Source organism: Streptomyces sp. NPDC085931 (genome assembly GCF_044540565.1).
In the GTDB taxonomy this organism is placed as follows: Bacteria; Actinomycetota; Actinomycetes; order Streptomycetales; family Streptomycetaceae; genus Streptomyces.
This window is the reverse complement of the sequence record NZ_JBITSK010000009.1, coordinates 253,133-271,919: the sequence shown is the minus strand read 5'-3', so window position 1 is coordinate 271,919 and position 18,787 is coordinate 253,133. Positions and strand designations below refer to the sequence as shown.

13 protein-coding genes are annotated in these 18,787 nt (G+C 73.1%); 7 read left to right on the top strand and 6 right to left on the bottom strand.

What is annotated here, in order from left to right; all coding sequences use genetic code 11:
- Positions 1–83 precede the first annotated feature (83 nt).
- The 3 genes from ACIGAN_RS21490 to ACIGAN_RS21480 form a co-directional block, all read right to left on the bottom strand.
- The gene (locus ACIGAN_RS21490; protein WP_399859594.1) at positions 84–956 is read right to left on the bottom strand and encodes a trypsin-like serine protease; all 873 of its coding nucleotides are present in this window, start codon (positions 954–956) and stop codon (positions 84–86) included.
- Between the two features lie 117 nt (positions 957–1,073).
- On the bottom strand, positions 1,074–1,562 hold the full coding sequence (locus tag ACIGAN_RS21485) for a PaaI family thioesterase (RefSeq protein WP_365089367.1): 489 nt from the start codon (positions 1,560–1,562) through the stop codon (positions 1,074–1,076).
- 58 nt (positions 1,563–1,620) lie between these two features.
- Positions 1,621–3,900: an FdhF/YdeP family oxidoreductase gene (locus ACIGAN_RS21480; protein WP_399859591.1), complete on the bottom strand. Its 2,280-nt coding sequence runs from the start codon at positions 3,898–3,900 to the stop codon at positions 1,621–1,623.
- 319 nt (positions 3,901–4,219) lie between these two features.
- Here ACIGAN_RS21480 and polA point away from each other — a divergent pair, with 319 nt between their 5' ends.
- Together polA and ACIGAN_RS21470 are read left to right on the top strand one after the other, a co-directional pair.
- Positions 4,220–6,946, top strand: coding sequence for a DNA polymerase I (gene polA / locus ACIGAN_RS21475; protein ID WP_365089370.1), 2,727 nt, complete (start codon positions 4,220–4,222; stop codon positions 6,944–6,946).
- A gap of 169 nt (positions 6,947–7,115) precedes the next feature.
- Positions 7,116–7,283 (top strand): hypothetical protein, encoded by a 168-nt coding sequence (locus ACIGAN_RS21470; RefSeq protein WP_399859588.1) that lies wholly within the window; start codon positions 7,116–7,118, stop codon positions 7,281–7,283.
- A gap of 567 nt (positions 7,284–7,850) precedes the next feature.
- On the opposite strand, the gene ACIGAN_RS21465 is transcribed toward ACIGAN_RS21470, so the two are convergent.
- Complete coding sequence (locus ACIGAN_RS21465; RefSeq protein ID WP_399859585.1) at positions 7,851–8,705, bottom strand: DUF4184 family protein; 855 nt, start codon at positions 8,703–8,705, stop codon at positions 7,851–7,853.
- A 318-nt stretch (positions 8,706–9,023) separates the two neighbouring features.
- On the opposite strand from ACIGAN_RS21465, the gene ACIGAN_RS21460 reads away from it, so the two are divergent.
- Positions 9,024–10,766, top strand: coding sequence for a lytic transglycosylase domain-containing protein (locus ACIGAN_RS21460; RefSeq protein WP_399859583.1), 1,743 nt, complete (start codon positions 9,024–9,026; stop codon positions 10,764–10,766).
- 195 nt (positions 10,767–10,961) lie between these two features.
- Here ACIGAN_RS21460 and hrpB read toward each other — a convergent pair whose 3' ends face one another.
- Entirely contained in the window at positions 10,962–13,478 is a 2,517-nt protein-coding gene (gene hrpB / locus ACIGAN_RS21455) for an ATP-dependent helicase HrpB (RefSeq protein WP_399859580.1), read from the bottom strand.
- Between the two features lie 94 nt (positions 13,479–13,572).
- Positions 13,573–14,409, bottom strand: a complete 837-nt coding sequence (locus ACIGAN_RS21450) for a class I SAM-dependent methyltransferase (RefSeq protein WP_399859694.1) — start codon at positions 14,407–14,409, stop codon at positions 13,573–13,575.
- 362 nt (positions 14,410–14,771) lie between these two features.
- Here ACIGAN_RS21450 and rpsA point away from each other — a divergent pair, with 362 nt between their 5' ends.
- From rpsA to ACIGAN_RS21430, 4 genes are all read left to right on the top strand, one after another.
- On the top strand, positions 14,772–16,265 hold the full coding sequence (gene rpsA / locus ACIGAN_RS21445) for a 30S ribosomal protein S1 (protein ID WP_114251453.1): 1,494 nt from the start codon (positions 14,772–14,774) through the stop codon (positions 16,263–16,265).
- A gap of 184 nt (positions 16,266–16,449) precedes the next feature.
- Entirely contained in the window at positions 16,450–17,388 is a 939-nt protein-coding gene (locus tag ACIGAN_RS21440) for a PAC2 family protein (protein ID WP_365089378.1), read from the top strand.
- A 217-nt stretch (positions 17,389–17,605) separates the two neighbouring features.
- Positions 17,606–18,226 carry a dephospho-CoA kinase gene (gene coaE / locus ACIGAN_RS21435; RefSeq protein WP_399859577.1) on the top strand — a complete coding sequence of 207 codons (621 nt, stop codon included), beginning with the start codon at positions 17,606–17,608 and terminating at the stop codon, positions 18,224–18,226.
- A gap of 51 nt (positions 18,227–18,277) precedes the next feature.
- Complete coding sequence (locus ACIGAN_RS21430; protein WP_365089381.1) at positions 18,278–18,658, top strand: tetratricopeptide repeat protein; 381 nt, start codon at positions 18,278–18,280, stop codon at positions 18,656–18,658.
- The last annotated feature ends 129 nt before the right edge of the window (positions 18,659–18,787 follow it).

Below are 18,787 nucleotides of genomic sequence, written 5' to 3'. Positions count from 1 at the left end.
GAAGCGGGATGCCGAACGCCCCGCCGCACCGGGACGGGACCCGGTGCGGCGGGGCGTTTCGGCGGTGGTGCGGCCGGTACCGGCTACGGCAGCCGCGTGAAGGGCGCGAGGAACGCGCGGGCGCCGGGAGTGTCCAGACGGTACGTCACATTGGTCGCGTAGCAGGGCGTGTCACCGGTGATGGTGGTGGAAGCCAGGATGCGCTTGCCGCCGATCGTCGCGAAGTTCGGCCCGCCCGAATCGCCGTAGCAGGCACCGCCGTTGCCCTGCGGCGCGGTCATCGCGAGCCGGGCCCAGGAGTCGTTGAGGGCGTTGAAGGTGACGGGTGCCTTCATGCGGACGCCGCCGCCGGAGTGGGTGTGGCCGCCGGGGCCGTTGGCGGCCTCCTGGGTGCCGTAGCCGGCGACGACCCAGTCGGCGGCGCTCAGGCCCTGCGGCCCCAGCCCGCCGAGCTGGTTCGCGGTGGGCAGGGCGGCCGGGGTGAAGCTCCAGCGGGCCTGCACGGTGGCCGCGGACAGCTGGATCACCGAGATGTCGTGGGTGTCGGAGGCGGGTCCGGGATAGCCGGGGTGCGAGTGGGCGGTGCCCGGCACGGCGACGGCTGCGGCCTGCGCGGCGGGGTCGCCGGGGTGCTTCTTCGCGGCCGCGTCGAGCCCGGCCTGCACGTCCTGGTCGAGGGAGACGTAGAACCGCACGTTCTCGGGCCAGTCGGTGGTGCAGTGCGCGGCGGTCAGGAAGGTGTCCCGGTCGATCATGGTGCCGGAGCAGACCCAGTCGATCCGGTCGGGCGTCGCCGGGGTGCCGTCGTCGTCCCACGTGGCCACGAGCGCGCCGACCTCGGTGCGCTCGGGGGCGGGCGTGGCGTTGTAGGAGTTGATGGCGGAGGACGGCAGCGCGGTGGCGAGCACGGCGGCACTGGCCGCGGCGATGACGGCGATGGCGCGTACGGAGCTCAAGAGAAACCCTTCTGGGGGTGGGACGGGCCTTCTCCTGTGGGGGGGAGCGTCAGTGAAGCGCCCGGCGGCGGCCGCGGCAAGAGCGCGGCCGCCCCTCCAGGGTTTTCCCTACGTCGGTCAGCTCGCGGAGCGGACGAACTCCTCGTCGCCCGGCTTGACGTCGCGCAGCAGGCAGGTCAGCCGGGCCGTGCACACCCGCTTGTCGTTCTCGTCGGTGATGACGATCTCGTAGGTGGCGGTCGTGCGGCCCCGGTGCACGGGGGTGGCCACGCCCGTGACCACGCCGGAGCGGGCCCCGCGGTGGTGCGTGCAGTTCAGGTCGACGCCCACGGCGATCTTGGAGCTGCCGCCGTGCAGCATCGAGCCGACCGAGCCGAGCGTCTCGGCCAGCACCGCGGAGGCCCCGCCGTGCAGCAGCCCGTAGGGCTGGGTGTTGCCCTCCACCGGCATCGTCCCGACGACCCGCTCCGCCGAGGCCTCGACGATCTGGACGCCCATCCGGGTGCCGAGGTGGCCCGCGGAGAACAGGGCCGGGAGGTCCACGCCGAGCGCGGCGTACTCGTCGATGACCTCTTGCGGGAACTTCACATGCTGCTGCTCACCCATGGGGCCGGGCTCCGTTCGTCCTGATCGCTGCGGCTTCCTTCGGTGCCTGAGCGAACGCTCAGTCGGTCGCCGATTGTTCCAGACGCACCACGACCGACTTGCTGGCCGGGGTGTTGCTGGTGTCCGCGGTCGCGTCCAGCGGCACCAGCACGTTGGTCTCCGGGTAGTAGGCGGCCGCACAGCCCCGGGCCGTCGGGTAGTGCACGACCCGGAAGCCCGGCGCCCTGCGCTCCACGCCGTCCCTCCACTCGCTCACCAGGTCCACGTACGCCCCGTCCGCCAGCTTCAGGGCCCCGGCGTCCTCGGGGTTGACCAGCACCACCCGGCGGCCGCCCCGGATGCCCCGGTAGCGGTCGTCCAGGCCGTAGATCGTGGTGTTGTACTGGTCGTGCGAGCGCAGCGTCTGCAGCAGCAGGCGGCCCTCGGGCAGCTCCGGGTACTCCACGGGAGCCGCCGTGAAGTTGGCCTTGCCGGTGGCGGTCGGGAAGCGGCGCTCGTCGCGCGGGGCGTGGGGGAGCGCGAAACCGCCCGGGCGTGCCACGCGCGCGTTGAAGTCCTCGAAGCCGGGGATCACGCGCGCGATGCGGTCCCGGATCGTCGCGTAGTCCTTCTCGAACTCCTCCCACGGCGTGCGGCTGGTCTCGCCCAGCACCCGGCGGGCCAGCCGGCACACGATGGCCGGCTCCGACAGCAGGTGCTCGCTCGCGGGCTCCAGACGGCCCCGGGAGGCGTGCACCATGCCCATCGAGTCCTCCACCGTCACGAACTGCTCGCCGCCGCCCTGCAGATCGCGCTCCGTGCGGCCGAGCGTCGGCAGGATCAGCGCCCGCGCGCCGGTGACCACGTGCGAGCGGTTCAGCTTCGTCGACACGTGCACCGTCAGCCGGGCCCGCCGCACGGCCGCCTCCGTGACCTCCGTGTCCGGCGACGCCGAGACGAAGTTGCCGCCCATCGCGAAGAACACCTTCGCCTCGCCGTCGCGCAGCGCGCGGATCGCCCGTACGACGTCGTAGCCGTGCTCGCGCGGGGGCGCGAAGCCGAACTCCCGCTCCAGGGCGTCCAGGAAGGCCGGGGCGGGGCGCTCGAAGATGCCCATCGTGCGGTCGCCCTGCACGTTCGAATGCCCGCGCACCGGGCACACGCCCGCACCCGGGCGGCCGATGTTGCCGCGCAGCAGCAGGAAGTTGACGACCTCTCGGATGGTGGGCACGGAGTGCTTGTGCTGGGTCAGGCCCATCGCCCAGCACACGATGGTCCGCTCGGAGGACAGGACCAGGGCGAGGGCCTTGTCGATGTCCTCGCGGGTCAGGCCCGTCGCCCTGAGCGTCTCGTCCCAGTCGGCGGCCCGGGCGGCCTCGGCGAACTCCTCGAAGCCGTGCGTGTGTTCCCGCACGAACGCCTCGTCGACCGCGCCCTCCCGCTCCAGGATCAGCTTGTTCAGGAGGCGGAACAGCGCCTGGTCGCCGCCGATGCGGATCTGCAGGAACAGGTCCGTGAGCGCGGCCCCCTTGAGCATGCCCTGCGCGGTCTGCGGGTTCTTGAAGCGCTCCAGGCCCGCCTCGGGCAGCGGATTGACGCTGATGATCCGCGCCCCGCCGGCCTTGGCCTTCTCCAGGGCGGAGAGCATCCGCGGGTGGTTCGTGCCGGGATTCTGGCCGGCGACGATGATCAGGTCCGCCTGGTACAGATCCTCCAGCAGGACACTGCCCTTGCCGATGCCGATGGTCTCCGACAGGGCCGAGCCGGACGACTCGTGGCACATGTTCGAGCAGTCGGGGAGGTTGTTCGTGCCGAGCTCGCGGGCGAAGAGCTGGTAGAGGAACGCGGCCTCGTTGCTGGTGCGGCCCGAGGTGTAGAAGACGGCCTCGTCCGGGGAGCCGAGGGCCGCGATCTCCTCCGCGATGATGTCGAAGGCGCGCTCCCAGGTGACCGGCTCGTAGTGCGTGCCGCCCTCCGGGAGGTACATGGGGTGGGTGAGGCGGCCCTGCTGACCGAGCCAGTAACCGCTGCGGCCGGCCAGGTCGGCGACCGGATGGGCCGCGAAGAACTCCGGCGTGACCCGGCGCAGCGTGGCCTCCTCCGCGACCGCCTTCGCGCCGTTCTCGCAGAACTCCGCCTTGTGCCGGTGCTCCGGCTCCGGCCAGGCGCAGCCCGGGCAGTCGAAGCCGTCCTTCTGGTTCACGCTCAGCAGCGTCAGCGCCGTGCGCTTGACGCCCATCTGCCGCTGGGCGACGCGCAGGGTGTGGCCGATGGCGGGGAGCCCCGCTGCCGCGTGCTGCGGCCCGGCGACCCGCGGCGCGTCCTGGACCGGATCACTCTTGGGCGGCTTCGACGCCATCGCACGCTCCCCTTCGACTGCGCTGTGAGGTACGTCTCCGATCCTCGCACGGGGCGGTGACACGGCGTGAGGGCGGTGGGGACGGGGCGGGGGCATGAAGGCGCGTGGTCGCGCGGCGCCCTCTTTGAGGGATCTGTGCCCGCGGTGCCCTTGCCGTCGTCCGTGTCGCTGTCCGGCCAGGCACGGCGGGCCACGGCAGGGCAGGGGGCTGCAGGGCAGGGCACGGGTCGGGGGTCCGGAGGGCGCGGCGACGCTCGGCACGGCCCGGCACGGCCGGGGGCGGGGTCGAGTGTCAGTGGGGCGTGGCAGGATCGGGGGCGTGGCAGAGACAGCATCGAAGACGACCGACACGACCTCCGGCGGCAGCCGTCCGCGACTGATGCTCATGGACGGGCACTCGCTGGCCTACCGCGCGTTCTTCGCGCTGCCCGCGGAGAACTTCACGACCGCGACGGGCCAGCCGACGAACGCGATCTACGGCTTCGCGTCGATGCTGGCGAACACGCTGCGCGACGAGGCGCCCACGCACTTCGCGGTCGCCTTCGACGTCTCCCGCAAGACCTGGCGCTCCCAGGAGTTCACGGAGTACAAGGCGAACCGCTCCAAGACCCCGGACGAGTTCAAGGGCCAGGTCGAGCTGATCTGCGAGCTCCTCGACGCGATGGGCGCCGCCCGCTTCGCCGTGGACGGCTTCGAGGCGGACGACGTCATCGCCACGCTCGCCACGCAGGCCGAGGCCGAGGGCTTCGACGTGCTGATCGTCACCGGCGACCGGGACTCGTTCCAGCTGGTCAGCGAGCACACGACCGTCCTGTACCCGACCAAGGGCGTCTCCGAGCTGACCCGCTTCACCCCGGAGAAGGTGTTCGAGAAGTACGGGTTGACGCCCGCGCAGTACCCCGACTTCGCGGCCCTGCGCGGCGACCCCTCCGACAACCTCCCGGGCATCCCCGGCGTCGGAGAGAAGACCGCCGCGAAGTGGATCAACCAGTTCGGTTCGTTCGCCGAGCTGGTCGAGCGCGTCGACGAGGTCAAGGGCAAGGCCGGGCAGAACCTCCGGGACCACCTCGAAGCGGTCAAGCTCAACCGCCGCCTCACCGAGCTGGAGCGCCGGGTGGAGCTCCCCAAGGGAGTCAGGGAGCTGGAGCGGGCCCCGTACGACCGCAAGGCCGTCGCGATGGTCCTGGACACCCTGGAGATCCGCAACCCCTCGCTGCGCGAGCGGCTCTTCGCCGTCGACCCCGGCGCGGAGGAAGCCGAGACCACCCCGATCAGCACGGAAGGCGTGCAGCTGGACGGCACGGTGCTCGCCACCGGCGAGCTCACGGCCTGGCTCACGGAGCACGCCACCGGACCCGTCGGCATCGCCACGGTCGACACCTGGGCGCTGGGCAGCGGCTCCGTCGCCGAGGTCGCCCTGGCCGCGCCCGGCGGTCCGGCCGCCTGGTTCGACCCCTCCCAGCTGGACGAGGCCGACGAGACGGCCTTCGCGGCCTGGCTCGCCGACGCCGAGCGGCCCAAGGTCCTCCACGACGCCAAGGGCGCCATGCGCGTCTTCGCCGAGCACGGCTGGAGCGTCGAGGGCGTCACCATGGACACCGCTCTCGCGGCCTACCTGGTCAAGCCCGGCCGCCGCTCCTTCGACCTGGACGCGCTGTCCCTGGAGTACCTGCACCGCGAGCTCGCCCCCGCCGCCGCGGCCGACGGCCAGCTCGCCTTCGGCGCGGACGACGCCGCCGAGGCCGAGGCCCTGATGATCCAGGCGCGTACCGTCCTCGATCTGGGCCAGGCCTTCGAGAGCCGCCTGGAGGAGGTCGGCGCCGCGGACCTGCTGCGCGACATGGAGCTGCCCACGTCCGCGCTGCTCGCCCGCATGGAGCGGCACGGCATCGCGGCCGACCGGTCGCACCTGGAGGCCATGGAGCAGATGTTCGCGGGCGCCGTCCAGCAGGCGGTGAAGGAGGCCCACGCGGCGGCGGGCCACGAGTTCAACCTGGGCTCGCCCAAGCAGCTCCAGGAGGTCCTCTTCGGCGAGCTGGCCCTGCCCAAGACCAAGCGCACCAAGACCGGCTACACCACGGACGCCGACGCACTGGCCTGGCTGGCCGGCCAGACGGACAACGAACTGCCGGTGATCATGCTCCGCCACCGCGAGCAGGCCAAGCTGCGCGTCACCGTCGAGGGTCTGATCAAGACCATCGCCGCGGACGGCCGGATCCACACCACGTTCAACCAGACGGTCGCCGCCACCGGCCGCCTCTCCTCGACGGACCCCAACCTCCAGAACATCCCGGTCCGTACGGACGAGGGCCGGGCGATCCGCCGCGGCTTCGTCGTCGGCGAGGGCTTCGAGTCGCTGATGACGGCCGACTACAGCCAGATCGAGCTGCGCGTGATGGCCCACCTCTCCGAGGACGAGGGCCTGATCGAGGCGTTCACCTCGGGAGAGGACCTGCACACCACGGCCGCCTCCCAGGTCTTCGCGGTCGAGCCGGACGCGGTGGACGCCGAGATGCGCCGCAAGATCAAGGCCATGTCGTACGGCCTGGCCTACGGACTGTCCGCCTTCGGCCTGTCCCAGCAGCTGAACATCGAGGCGGCGGAGGCGCGCGCCCTGATGGACGCGTACTTCGAGCGGTTCGGCGGCGTGCGGGACTATCTGCGCCGGGCGGTCGACGAGGCCCGGGCGACGGGTTACACGGCGACGCTCTTCGGACGCCGGCGCTACCTGCCCGACCTCAACAGCGACAACCGCCAGCGCCGCGAGGCCGCCGAGCGGATGGCCCTGAACGCGCCGATCCAGGGCACGGCGGCCGACATCGTCAAGATCGCCATGCTCAAGGTGGACGGCGCGCTGAAGGAGGCGGGTCTGTCCTCCCGCATGCTCCTGCAGGTGCACGACGAAATCGTCCTCGAAGTCGCCCCGGGCGAGCGGCCGGCCGCGGAGGAACTGGTCCGCCGGGAGATGGCGAACGCGGTGCGGCTCCGGGTGCCGCTGGGCGTCTCGGTGGGCGCGGGACCGGACTGGGAGTCGGCGGCGCACTAGCGAATGCACCAGGGCGCCGGGGGGCGACTCCGAACGGGGCCGCGGCTCCCGACGCCCTGGAGCACCTGCCGTCCCAGGCCCCCCGGCGGCCTCACCGGCCCGTCAGGCCCGTCACTCACGTGGCCGCCGAGAAGACGCCCCGTCCCCCGGCCGTCGCAAGGATGCGGGCATGGGTATACGCACGCTCATCAGCCGCCCGGCCCCAGGCGTGACACCGCGCGTCAGAGTGCGCGGGGGACTGCGCGCGGTGCTCCCGCCGACCCCGGCCGTCGCGGTCACCGCCAGCACGATGCGCATCCCGACCGCCCCGTCCACGACCCTGACCGTCGACACGTAACGCTTCCGCCGGCGCCTGCCGCCCACCTGGAAGCCCAGGGTTCTCGGCCGCGCGGCGGAGGATGTCCGGCGGCGCCTGGCACCCGGTCCGAAGCGCACGGCCGTGCGCCGCGCGGCAACGGATGTGCGGCGGCGCCTGGCGCAGGGCCCGGGGCCGACGGTTTTTGTCCGGCGGCGTTTGGCGCCCGGTCGGAGGCCGACGGCTTTGCGCCGCGCGGTGACGGATGTGCGGCGGCGCCTGGCGCAGGGCCCGGGGCCGACGGCTCATGTCCGGCGGCGATTGGCGCCCGGTCGGAGGCCGACGGTTTTGCGCCGCGCGGTGACGGATGTCCGGCGGCGCCTGACACCCGGTCCGAAGCCCACGGCCTTGCGTCGCGCGGCGACAGACGTGCGGCGGCGCCTGACACCCGGCTCGAAGCCCACGGCCGTGCGCCGCGCACCGCGGATCTCCGGCGGCGCCTGACAACGCCCGGGCGTGGGCGGCGCACCGCCCCGGCGGGCACGGACGGCCTCTGCCGCATCGATCGACCCAGTCCACGGCACCACCGCAGCCGACGCCCCGGCACGCTCAGCGGACCGTCGAGCGGCTCGGTTCCTCGCCGAGGGGTCCGGGAACCTCGCGCACCGGGTCCGGACGCCACACCCTGACGGCCACGGCGTACAGCAGCAGCCCCGGGACGAGTCCCGCGCCCGCGCCGAAGCACACCGTCGGGATGATCTCCCACGGCTTGGCCGCCGACCCCCAGTAGGCCCACCACCGCAGGGCCCGCTGAACCGCCCCCACCAGGGCGAGACCGCCGATCACGGCCACGGCCGCCCAGCGGTCCCCGGCCGACAGCACCGGAACGCCCACCGGCTCGCCCCCCGGCATCCGCCGCAGCGCCCGCGCCACGAACACGGCGATCACGACCGCGGCCACCGCCGAACCGCCGTACTGCAGGTACCAGTACAGCGGCGAGCCCGCGACCTCCCGCCCCAGCACGGGGAACATCCGCATCCCCCACCGGTCGAGATGCGTGAACGCGTCCCACACGACATGCGTCAGCGCCCCGAGCACCGCGGAGCCGTACCACCACGCCACCAGCGACGGCCGTATCCGCGCGCGGGGTGCCCCGCACCGCACCAGCGCGGCCACCCGCCCCTGCCGGGCCCGCGGGAGCAGCGCCACCGCGGGCTCACGCAGCAGCAGCCACAGCCCCACCAGCGCCCAGGCGACCAGCACATCGAGCGTGAACACACCGGGAAAGGAGTGCGTCACGTCCCCGAACTCCATCGCCCCGGGCAGGACACTCGCCGCGTAGTAGGTCATGTCGGGCGCGAACGAACCCGCCACCAGCACCGCCGGCACCAGCCGGCCCCGCCCGCTCCCATCGGTCCGCACGGCGGGCAGGACGGCTGCCGCATGGCTCAGCGTGAACGGCAACTCGGCTCCTCGCGACGGTGTTCGGCGGGGGGATCACAGGGTCCTCAGTATGGGGGACGCCGTGGAGGGGAACCTCGCGGTGCCCTCCACATGGCCAACCGGTGAAAACCGGGCACGAACGGGTGTCTGAGCAAAGCAAGTTGTCGTAGGGTCGCCAGGGTCACCGTGCCGGGGTGGAGAGATGTCCCCGTGGAGGGCAACCACTCGGGCCGGTCGATCGTCACAACAGAGCGAACGCAACAGCAGTACGCGAACGCACCACACGGAGCGCAACAGACAGAGACGGGCGCTCGGGCGTCCACGGGAGGGGTTCACTCTATGGCGGCGCAATTCGGCAGGAGGCTGCGCAAGGGGGCGGCGACGACCGCCGTGGCCGCGGTGGCGGTGGCGGCCCTGTCCGCCTCCCAGGCCCCGGGCGTGAACGACCACGGCAGACAGACCGCCGCCGACGCCACCCCGTCGCCCGACGTCAGCGCCTCCGACGGCAGCGCCACCGGCAACTCGCCGTACTACACGGACCTGCCGCCGCTGAAGAGCCCCAACCCCTCCCCGTCCACCGGACCGTCCCCCAGCGGCAAGGGCGAGACCGAGGCGGGCATTCCCGCCACCGTCCTCGACGCGTACAAGAAGGCCGAGGCCTCGCTGCGCGAGTCCAAGCCCGGCTGCAACCTGCCCTGGCAACTCCTCGCGGCCATCGGCCGGGTGGAGTCCGGCCAGGCCCGCGGCGGCCGGGTCGACGCCGAGGGCACCACGATCGGGAAGATCCTCGGACCGCAGCTCGACGGCAACGGCTTCGCCCTCATCAAGGACACCGACAACGGCGCGTACGACGGCAACAGCGCGTACGACCAGGCCGTCGGTCCCATGCAGTTCATTCCGTCCACCTGGGCGTGGGCGGGCCGCGACGGCAACGCGGACGGCAAGAAGGACCCCAACAACATCTACGACGCCGCCCTCGCCGCCGGCCACTACCTGTGCCGCAACAACTGGGACCTGTCCGACCAGGACGACCTCGACAAGGCGATCCTCAGCTACAACAACTCGCGCGAGTACCTCAACCTCGTCATGAGGTGGCTGGACTTCTACCGCAAGGGCACGCACGAGGTCCCCGACGGCACGGGCACGCTGCCGGGCAACCGCAGCGACGGCGGCTCCGGCGCGAGCAGCGACCGGTCCACGCCGGCCGGCCCGGCCGCGCCGAGCACGCCCGGCCAGGGCGCCTCCAAGCCGAAGCCCAGCCCCAAGCCGGAGAAGCCCGGCGGTGGCAACGCGACCCCCAAGCCGCCCTCCACCCCGCCCGGCTCGACCCCACCGCCCTCGACGTCCCCCACGCCCACCGACACGGTGGACCACCTGGAGAACGCGGGACCGGCGAAGCTCACCGCCATGGCGGGCGACGCGTTCGCCCAGCGCATCAGCACCCGCGCCGAGACGAAGGCGGGCAAGGCCGTCGCCAAGGTCCGCGTCCGGTTCACGATCCTCGGCGACACGGACACCACCTTCACCGGCGGCGAGAGCGTGGCCACGGTCGCCACCAACAGCTCGGGCGTGGCCGTCGCGCCCGCCCTGCAGGCGGGGGAGAAGACCGGCGCCGTCACCATCCGGGCCACGGTCGTCGGCCGGACGGTCGCGGGCCTCGACTACACGGCCACCGTCACCGAACGCGCCGCCGACAAGCTCGCCCGCACCTCCGACGCGGCGCTGACCTGCGTGGCCGGCGGCGAGTTCGCCGCCCCGGTGCAGGTGAAGGCGACGTACCAGGGCGCCGTCGCCGACGGTGTCGCGGCCACCGCCACCCTCGTCAAGTCGGCCGCCGACGCCACCGCCAACGACAAGGGCCCCTACTTCAAGGACGCCGCGGGCAAGCCCGTGCGCACCCTGGCGGGCCTGAAGACCGACGCGAAGGGCCTGCTGACGCTGCCCAAGCTGTACGCGGACGACACGACCGGCACGTTCCTGCTGCGCATCACCACCGCGGGCGGAGCGACCCTCACCGTCGAACTGACCGTGGCGGCCGCGGAGACGTCCGCGCCGAGCCCTTCGGCCAGTCCGAGCGCGTAACCCTCAGGTACGACGCACGGCGCCCTTCCTCCAGAGGGGCGCCGTTCGCCTCCGGGGGGGGGCGCCGTTCCGCACGGGAAACCTGACGGTGTATCAGGCCCCGCCGGTGTACCCGTTCCCTGGCGCTGTACAGGGAGGCCCCGAGCCGCCGCCGGCGCCGTCCCGCGGCCACGGAGTCGGCGGACCCCTCGCCGGTCACCGCCTCAGCCGCGCGTTGGTGTGCCGCGTCGGCTCGGCCCCGGCCGGGTCCTCCGGCCACGGATGCTTCGGGTAGCGCCCCCGCAGCTCCGCCCGTACGCCCTGGTAGCCGTCCCGCCAGAACGAGGCGAGATCGGCGGTGACGGCCACCGGCCGCCCGGCCGGGGAGAGCAGATGCACGAGCAGGGGCACGCCGGCGACCCGGGGCGACTCCTGGAGCCCGAACATCTCCTGCAGCTTCACCGCGAGCACAGGCTGCTCGGGCCGCGCGTAGTCGATCCGGATCCGCGACCCGCTCGGCACGGTCATCCGCTCCGGAGCGAGTTCGTCGAGCCGCGCGGCCTCACCGGACGCCCACGGCAGCAACCGGGCGAGCGCCTCCCCGGCGTCGATCCGCGCCAGATCCGCCCGCCGCCGGGCCCGGCTCAGCTCCGGCTCCAGCCACTCCTCCACGCGCGCGTGGAGGGAATCGTTACCGACGTCCGGCCAGGGCTCACCGAGACGCAGCCGCAGGAACGCCAGCCGCTGCCGCAGCACCAGGGCCTCCGGCGACCATCGCAGCAGCCCGAACCCCTCCCGCCGCAGCCCTTCCAGCAGCGCACCGCGCACCAGCTGCGGATCGGCGTCCCGCAGCGCCCGCACGGTCAGCTCCACGGCCCCCAGCCGCTCCACCCGGCGCGCCACGACGTCCCCGCCGTCCCACCCGACCTCGTCCCGCTCGGCCAGCAGCGCCCCGGCCGCGAGCCGTGCCACGTCCTCGTCGACCGCCGCCCCGAGCCGCACCCGCGCGTGCCCCTTCCCGACGGGCCGGTCGGCGACGGCGACCGCGATCCAGGGGGCGCCCCGCAGCGCGCTCCCGTCACCGACCTCGGCACGGGTCCCGGAGACCATCAGGTACGACCCGCCGTCGCTCCTGGCGACGCGCTCGGGAAAGGCGAGAGCGGCGACGACCCCGGCCTGCCGCTCCTCCGGCGAGTCCGCCAGGGAAGGCACCGGAGGACGCGACGCTCCGGGCACGGCACCCCGCAGCCGCCGCACCTCGCCGCGCCACCGCGAGGAGTAGGCGTCACCCCCGCGCCGGGCCCGCCGCAACGCGCCCGCCAGATCGTCCCCGTACTCCCGGGGAGCCTCCTCGCTCAGCAGGGCGACGATCTCCGCGGCGCGCTCCGCTCCCACCAGCGGCACCGAATCCACCAGGGCCCGCCCCAGCCGCGGATGCAGCCCCAGCCGGGCCAGGACGACACCCCGCTCGGTGGCCCGCCCCGCGGAGTCCACCGCCCCCACGGCGCCCAGCACCTCCCGGGCCGCCGCCATGCCCCCGGAGGGCGGCGCGTCCAGCAGGGCCAGCCCGGACGCGTCCGGATCACCCCAGCACGCCACCTGCAACGCGAACGCCGTCAGATCGGCCACCTTGATCTCCGGCGACGGGTACCGCGGCAGACGCGCGTCCTCGGCCTCCGCCCAGCACCGGTACACCACCCCCGGCGCCTCACGCCCGGCCCGCCCCGCCCGCTGCCGCCCCGCCGCCCGCGACGCCCGCACGGTCGTCAGCGCGCTCAGCCCGCGCGCGTGGTCCACCCGCGGCTCACGCGCCAGCCCCGAGTCCACGACGACCCGCACCCCCGGCACCGTCAGCGACGACTCCGCGACCGACGTCGACAGCACCACCCGCCGCCGCTCCCCGGGGGCCAGCACGGCGTCCTGCACGGCCGCCGGGGCCCGCCCGTGCACCTGCAGCACGTCCACCCCGGCCGGCTCCCCGAGCTGCCCCGCCACCCGGGCGATCTCGCCGACGCCCGGCAGGAAGCACAGCACGTCCCCGTCCCGCTCGGCCAGCGCCCGCCGCACCACCGACGCCACGTGCGTCAGCAGCGCCGGATCGACCCGCGTCCCGTGCGGCGGCCGCACGGGACGGGCCGGCGGCGCCCACACCACCTCGACCGGGTGGGCCGTCCCGCGCGCCTCCACCACGGGCGCACCGCCCAGCAGCTCCGCCCACCCCTGCGCGTCCGTCGTCGCCGAGGCGGCCACCAGCCGCAGCTCCGGACGCAGGGTCTCGCGCACGTCCCACAGGAACGCCGCCACGGTGTCCGCGTCCAGATGCCGCTCATGGCACTCGTCGAGCACCACCACGTCCACGCCGGCCAGCTCCTGGTTGCGCTGCAGCCGCTGCAGCAGCACCCCGGTCGTCACGACCTCCACGCGCGTGTGCCGCCCGACGACCCGCTCCCCGCGCACGGTGTAGCCGACGCTCTCGCCGACCCGCTCACCCAGCAGCCAGGCCATCCGCCGCGCCGCCGCCCGGGCCGCGATCCGCCGCGGCTCGGCCACGACCACCCGCCGCCCCGGCCGCCCCTCCCCGAGCAGCCCCGCCAGCGCCAGGGGCACCAGGGTGGTCTTTCCGGTGCCGGGCGGCGCGACGAGCACCGCGGTGCCGCGCGCGTCCAGGGCGCCGGTCAGACCGGGCAGGGCGTCGCGTACGGGCAGGGCGTCCAGGGCGTCGTAACGGATCACGTACCTCAGTGTCGTACGGCGGCGCGGCCGCCCCGCACGCGCGGGTGCATCCCGCACGCGCGCGCGGATCGTTCCCTCCCTCAGCCCTCAGCCCTCAGCCCTCAGCCGGGGGCACCCCCGCCTCGCTCCGCTCGCACACGAAGATCGCCGTGCCCGGGATCAGGTTGCCGCGCAGCGGCGACCAGCCGCCCCACTCGGAGGTGTTCCAGGCCGGCCACTCCGGCTCCACCAGGTCCACCAGCCGGAAGCCCGAGGCGACGACGTCCCGGACGCGGTCCCCCAGGGTGCGGTGGTGCTCCACGTAGACCGCGCGGCCCTCCTCGTCCTGCTCGACGTAGGGCGTGCGGTCGAAGTACGAGCCCGACACCGACAGGCCCTCGGGGCCCGGCTCGTCGGGGAAGGCCCAGCGGATCGGGTGCGTCACCGAGAAGACGAGTCGCCCCCCGGGGCGCAGCACCCGGCGCACCTCGCGCAGCACCAGCCGCGGATCGGCGACGAACGGCAGCGCCCCGTACGCGGAGCAGGCCAGGTCGAAGGAGCCGTCCGCGAAGGGCAGCGCGCCGGCGTCGGCGCACACCAGCGGGAACGTTCCGCCGATCCGCAGCGCGTGCTGCAGCTGCCGGTGCGAGATGTCCAGGGCCACCGGACGCGCCCCCTGGGCGGCCAGCCAGCGCGAGCACTGGGCGGCGCCGGCGCCGATCTCCAGCACGTCCCGGCCCTTCAGCTCCTCCGGCGGGCCGAGCAGCTCCGCCTCCACCTCGTCCAGGCCCTCGGGGCCCCACACGAAGCGGTCGTCGCCGAGGAACGTGCCGTGCTCGGTCTGGTACTCGTCCGCGTTGCGGTCCCACCAGCCACGGTTGGCGCGGGAGCTCTCCGTGACCCCGGCGGTGCGCCGGGTGGCCTCGGGTTCGGACGCTTCGGGCTCTTGGATGATCGGCTCCCTCGTCGTACTCTTCCGTCCAGCCGGTCCCGGAGGTCACGAAGGGGTCGTCGCAGGGCCCGCGTGGCCTCGAACGACACGACTTGTGCCGGGTATGCGGTGTTCCGCCCCGCGTGGGCGGCTTCGCGCATTGACCCTGCCCGGCTGCCCCCGTATGCTACAAGTTGCGCTGCGGGCCTGCGCACCTCAGACGTAGCAGGCTGCGCTCGCATCTGTATGTATGTCCCCTCGGTTGTCGAGGCGCCACCGTTGTTGTGTGGCGCTTCCTTGGCTGTCCGGCTTCTGCAGAGCGAAACGGGCTCCGGCGTAGCAGTACCTACGACTTCAATGTCCGTACCGGAGCCCTTTCCCACATGACGAGCAGCACCGAGACCACCGCCACCACCCCGCAGGTAGCGGTCAACGACATCGGTAACGAGGAAGCCTTCCTCGCCGCGATCGACGAGACGATCAAGTACTTCAACGACGGCGACATCGTCGACGGCGTCATCGTGAAGGTCGACCGGGACGAGGTCCTGCTCGACATCGGTTACAAGACCGAAGGCGTGATCCCGAGCCGCGAGCTCTCGATCAAGCACGACGTCGACCCGAACGAGGTCGTCGCCGTCGGTGACGAGATCGAGGCCCTCGTCCTCCAGAAGGAGGACAAGGAAGGCCGCCTGATCCTCTCGAAGAAGCGCGCCCAGTACGAGCGTGCCTGGGGCACCATCGAGAAGATCAAGGAAGAGGACGGGATCGTCACCGGTACCGTCATCGAGGTCGTCAAGGGTGGTCTCATCCTCGACATCGGCCTCCGTGGCTTCCTCCCGGCCTCCCTGGTCGAGATGCGCCGCGTCCGCGACCTCCAGCCCTACGTGGGCAAGGAGCTCGAGGCCAAGATCATCGAGCTGGACAAGAACCGCAACAACGTGGTCCTGTCCCGCCGTGCCTGGCTGGAGCAGACCCAGTCCGAGGTCCGCCAGACGTTCCTCACGACCCTCCAGAAGGGTCAGGTCCGTTCCGGCGTCGTCTCCTCGATCGTCAACTTCGGTGCCTTCGTGGACCTGGGTGGCGTCGACGGTCTGGTCCACGTCTCCGAGCTGTCCTGGAAGCACATCGACCACCCGTCCGAGGTTGTCGAGGTCGGCCAGGAAGTCACCGTCGAGGTCCTCGACGTGGACATGGACCGCGAGCGTGTCTCCCTGTCGCTGAAGGCGACCCAGGAAGACCCGTGGCAGCAGTTCGCCCGCACCCACCAGATCGGCCAGGTCGTGCCCGGCAAGGTCACGAAGCTGGTTCCGTTCGGTGCGTTCGTCCGCGTGGACGAGGGCATCGAGGGTCTGGTCCACATCTCCGAGCTGGCCGAGCGCCACGTGGAGATCCCGGAGCAGGTCGTCCAGGTCAACGACGAGATCTTCGTCAAGGTCATCGACATCGACCTCGAGCGCCGTCGCATCAGCCTCTCGCTGAAGCAGGCCAACGAGTCCTTCGGTGCCGACCCGTCGGCGGTCGAGTTCGACCCGACCCTGTACGGCATGGCCGCGTCCTACGACGACCAGGGCAACTACATCTACCCCGAGGGCTTCGACCCCGAGACCAACGACTGGCTCGAGGGCTACGAGAAGCAGCGCGAGGAGTGGGAGCGCCAGTACGCCGAGGCGCAGCAGCGCTTCGAGCAGCACCAGGCGCAGGTCATCAAGTCCCGCGAGGCGGACGAGAAGGCCGCTGCCGAGGGTGGCGAGGCCGCCGCTCCGGCCGCGTCCGGTGGCGGTTCGTACTCCTCCGAGGGCCCGGACAACTCCGGCGCGCTGGCCTCGGACGAGGCGCTCGCCGCGCTTCGCGAGAAGCTGGCCGGCGGCCAGAGCTGAACGCTCACTGAGCAGTAGCTCCTGACCGAGGGGCCGTACCTTCCCGGGTGCGGCCCCTTGGCGTTGCCCGGCCCCTCGGGAAAGGGCCGTCGACCCCGCTGCCAAGATCGAATTTCTCCTCCTCGGGGAATGGCCACGGCCGCAAGGGCGTTGTCACGTACGGACACGAGGAGGAGCGGTCACTGTGCTTGATCCGCAGGATTTGTACGCATGGGAGCCGAAGGGGCTGGCCGTCGTCGACATGGCGCTCGCCCAGGAGTCGGCCGGACTTGTCATGCTCTACCACTTCGACGGTTACATCGACGCGGGCGAGACGGGCGACCAGATCGTCGACCGGCTGCTCGACTCGCTGCCCCACCAGGTCGTGGCCCGCTTCGACCACGACCGGCTCGTCGACTACCGCGCCCGCCGTCCGCTGCTGACCTTCAAGCGCGACCGCTGGAGCGACTACGAGGACCCCGCCATCGAGGTCCGGCTCGTCCAGGACGCCACCGGCGCCCCCTTCCTGCTGCTGTCCGGCCCCGAGCCGGACGTGGAGTGGGAGCGCTTCGCCGCGGCCGTGCGGCAGATCGTCGAGCGGCTCGGCGTCCGCCTCTCGGTCAACTTCCACGGCATCCCCATGGGCGTCCCGCACACCCGACCGGTCGGCCTCACCCCGCACGGCAACCGCACCGACCTCGTCCCGGGCCACCGCAGCCCGTTCGAGGAGGCGCAGGTGCCCGGCAGCGCCGAGTCCCTCGTCGAGTACCGCCTGCTCCAGGCCGGCCATGACGTCCTGGGCGTCGCCGCGCACGTCCCGCACTACATCGCCCGCTCGCCTTACCCCGACGCGGCCCTGACGGTCCTGGAGGCCATCACGGCGGCGACCGGACTGGTCCTGCCCGGCATCGCCCACGCCCTGCGCTCGGACGCCCACCGCACCCAGACGGAGATCGACCGGCAGATCCGCGAGGGCGACGAGGACCTCACCGCCCTCGTCGAGGGCCTGGAGCACCAGTACGACGCCGTGGCCGGTGCCGAGACCCGCGGCAACATGCTCGCCGAGCCGGTGGACATCCCGTCGGCGGACGAGATCGGCCGGGAGTTCGAGAAGTTCCTGGCGGAACGAGAAGGCGACACCTGACGGGTGCCCCTCGGGCTTGGCGCCCCAGGGATGTGGGGGACTGCGCGACCGGCCCTCACGGCGCTGCACGCCGCACGCTGCACGCGACGGCCAGGAACGGGCGCGCCGTAACCGTGGGCCGTGGCGTGCGGTAGGGACGCACGCACGGGGCCGGGCCCCCGTCCGAGTGGGCCGCCCCTCCACCCGGCGCCCCCAGCGGAGCGTCTAGGCTGCGGCCATGCTGAAGGTGGGCCTGACCGGTGGCATCGGCGCCGGCAAGAGTGAGGTGTCACGGCTGCTCGTCGAGTGCGGAGCCGTGCTGATCGACGCGGACCGCATCGCCCGGGAGGTCGTCGCACCGGGGACGCCGGGCCTCGCCGCGGTCGTGGAGGCCTTCGGCGAGGAGATCCTCGCCGAGGACGGCAGCCTGGACCGGCCCCGGCTCGGCTCCATCGTCTTCGCCGATCCGGCGAAGCTCGCCACCCTCAACTCGATCGTGCACCCGCTGGTGGGCGCCCGCTCCCGCGAGCTGGAGGAGGCCGCCGCCGAGGACGCGGTCGTCGTCCACGACGTCCCGCTGCTCACGGAGAACGGGCTGGCACCGCTGTACGACCTGGTCATCGTCGTCGACGCGGCTCCCGAGACCCAGCTGGACCGGCTCGTGCGGCGGCGGGGCATGAGCGAGGAGGACGCCCGCGCGCGGATGGCCGCCCAGGCCTCGCGCGAGCAGCGCCGCGAGATCGCCGACATCGTCATCGACAACGACGTTCCGCTGGAGGAACTGGAGCGCCGCGTGAAGGACGTGTGGGCCGAGCTCGCGCACAGGTCCCAGGCGTCGCGGCAGTCCCCGCAGGAATAGCGGCACCCGCAAGGGGCGTTGGACACGGGGGAGTGAGGGAAGGACTCTGCCGTGCCCGAGACCAGCGGTTCGACCGGACGTACCCCGGAGACGCACGTCATCGACTTCCGCGCCGCCGAGCAGCTGCTCGCCGCGCGGGACCCGCGGGGCGCGGTGAAGCTGCTCGACGAGGTCGTCGCCGCCCACCCCGAGAACACCGCCGCGCGGCTGCTGCGGGCGCGTGCCTTCTTCGCGGCGGCGCAGCTGCGGCCGGCGGAGCTGGAGTTCTCGATCGTCCTGGAGCGCGAGCCGGACAACGCCTTCGCGCATTTCGCGCTCGCCCGCACCTTCGAGCGGCAGGGACGCCCCGACCAGGCCAAGCGCCATTTCCGGCTGGCGGCCGCGCTCGATCCGAACCCGGAGTTCCTGAGGGCGGCGCGCTTCGATTCGTGAGGCGCGCTTCGATTCGTGAGGCGACCCGGCCGCGGCGTCGCCTCAGGGGTGGTCGTCCGGCGGCGGGGGTGCAGGCGGCCTGCCGTCCGTCGACCCGTGGTCCGTGGACCGGTGGCCCGTCGACCCGTG

Bases quoted from the DNA above. Each gene is read 5' to 3' on its own strand.
- ACIGAN_RS21485 (WP_365089367.1), bottom strand. From the start codon at position 1,562: ATGGGTGAGCAGCAGCATGTGAAGTTCCCGCAAGAGGTCATCGACGAG.
- ACIGAN_RS21480 (WP_399859591.1), bottom strand. From the start codon at position 3,900: ATGGCGTCGAAGCCGCCCAAGAGTGATCCGGTCCAGGACGCGCCGCGG.
- ACIGAN_RS21470 (WP_399859588.1), top strand. From the start codon at position 7,116: ATGGGTATACGCACGCTCATCAGCCGCCCGGCCCCAGGCGTGACACCG.
- ACIGAN_RS21460 (WP_399859583.1), top strand. From the start codon at position 9,024: ATGGCGGCGCAATTCGGCAGGAGGCTGCGCAAGGGGGCGGCGACGACC.
- rpsA (WP_114251453.1), top strand. From the start codon at position 14,772: ATGACGAGCAGCACCGAGACCACCGCCACCACCCCGCAGGTAGCGGTC.
- coaE (WP_399859577.1), top strand. From the start codon at position 17,606: ATGCTGAAGGTGGGCCTGACCGGTGGCATCGGCGCCGGCAAGAGTGAG.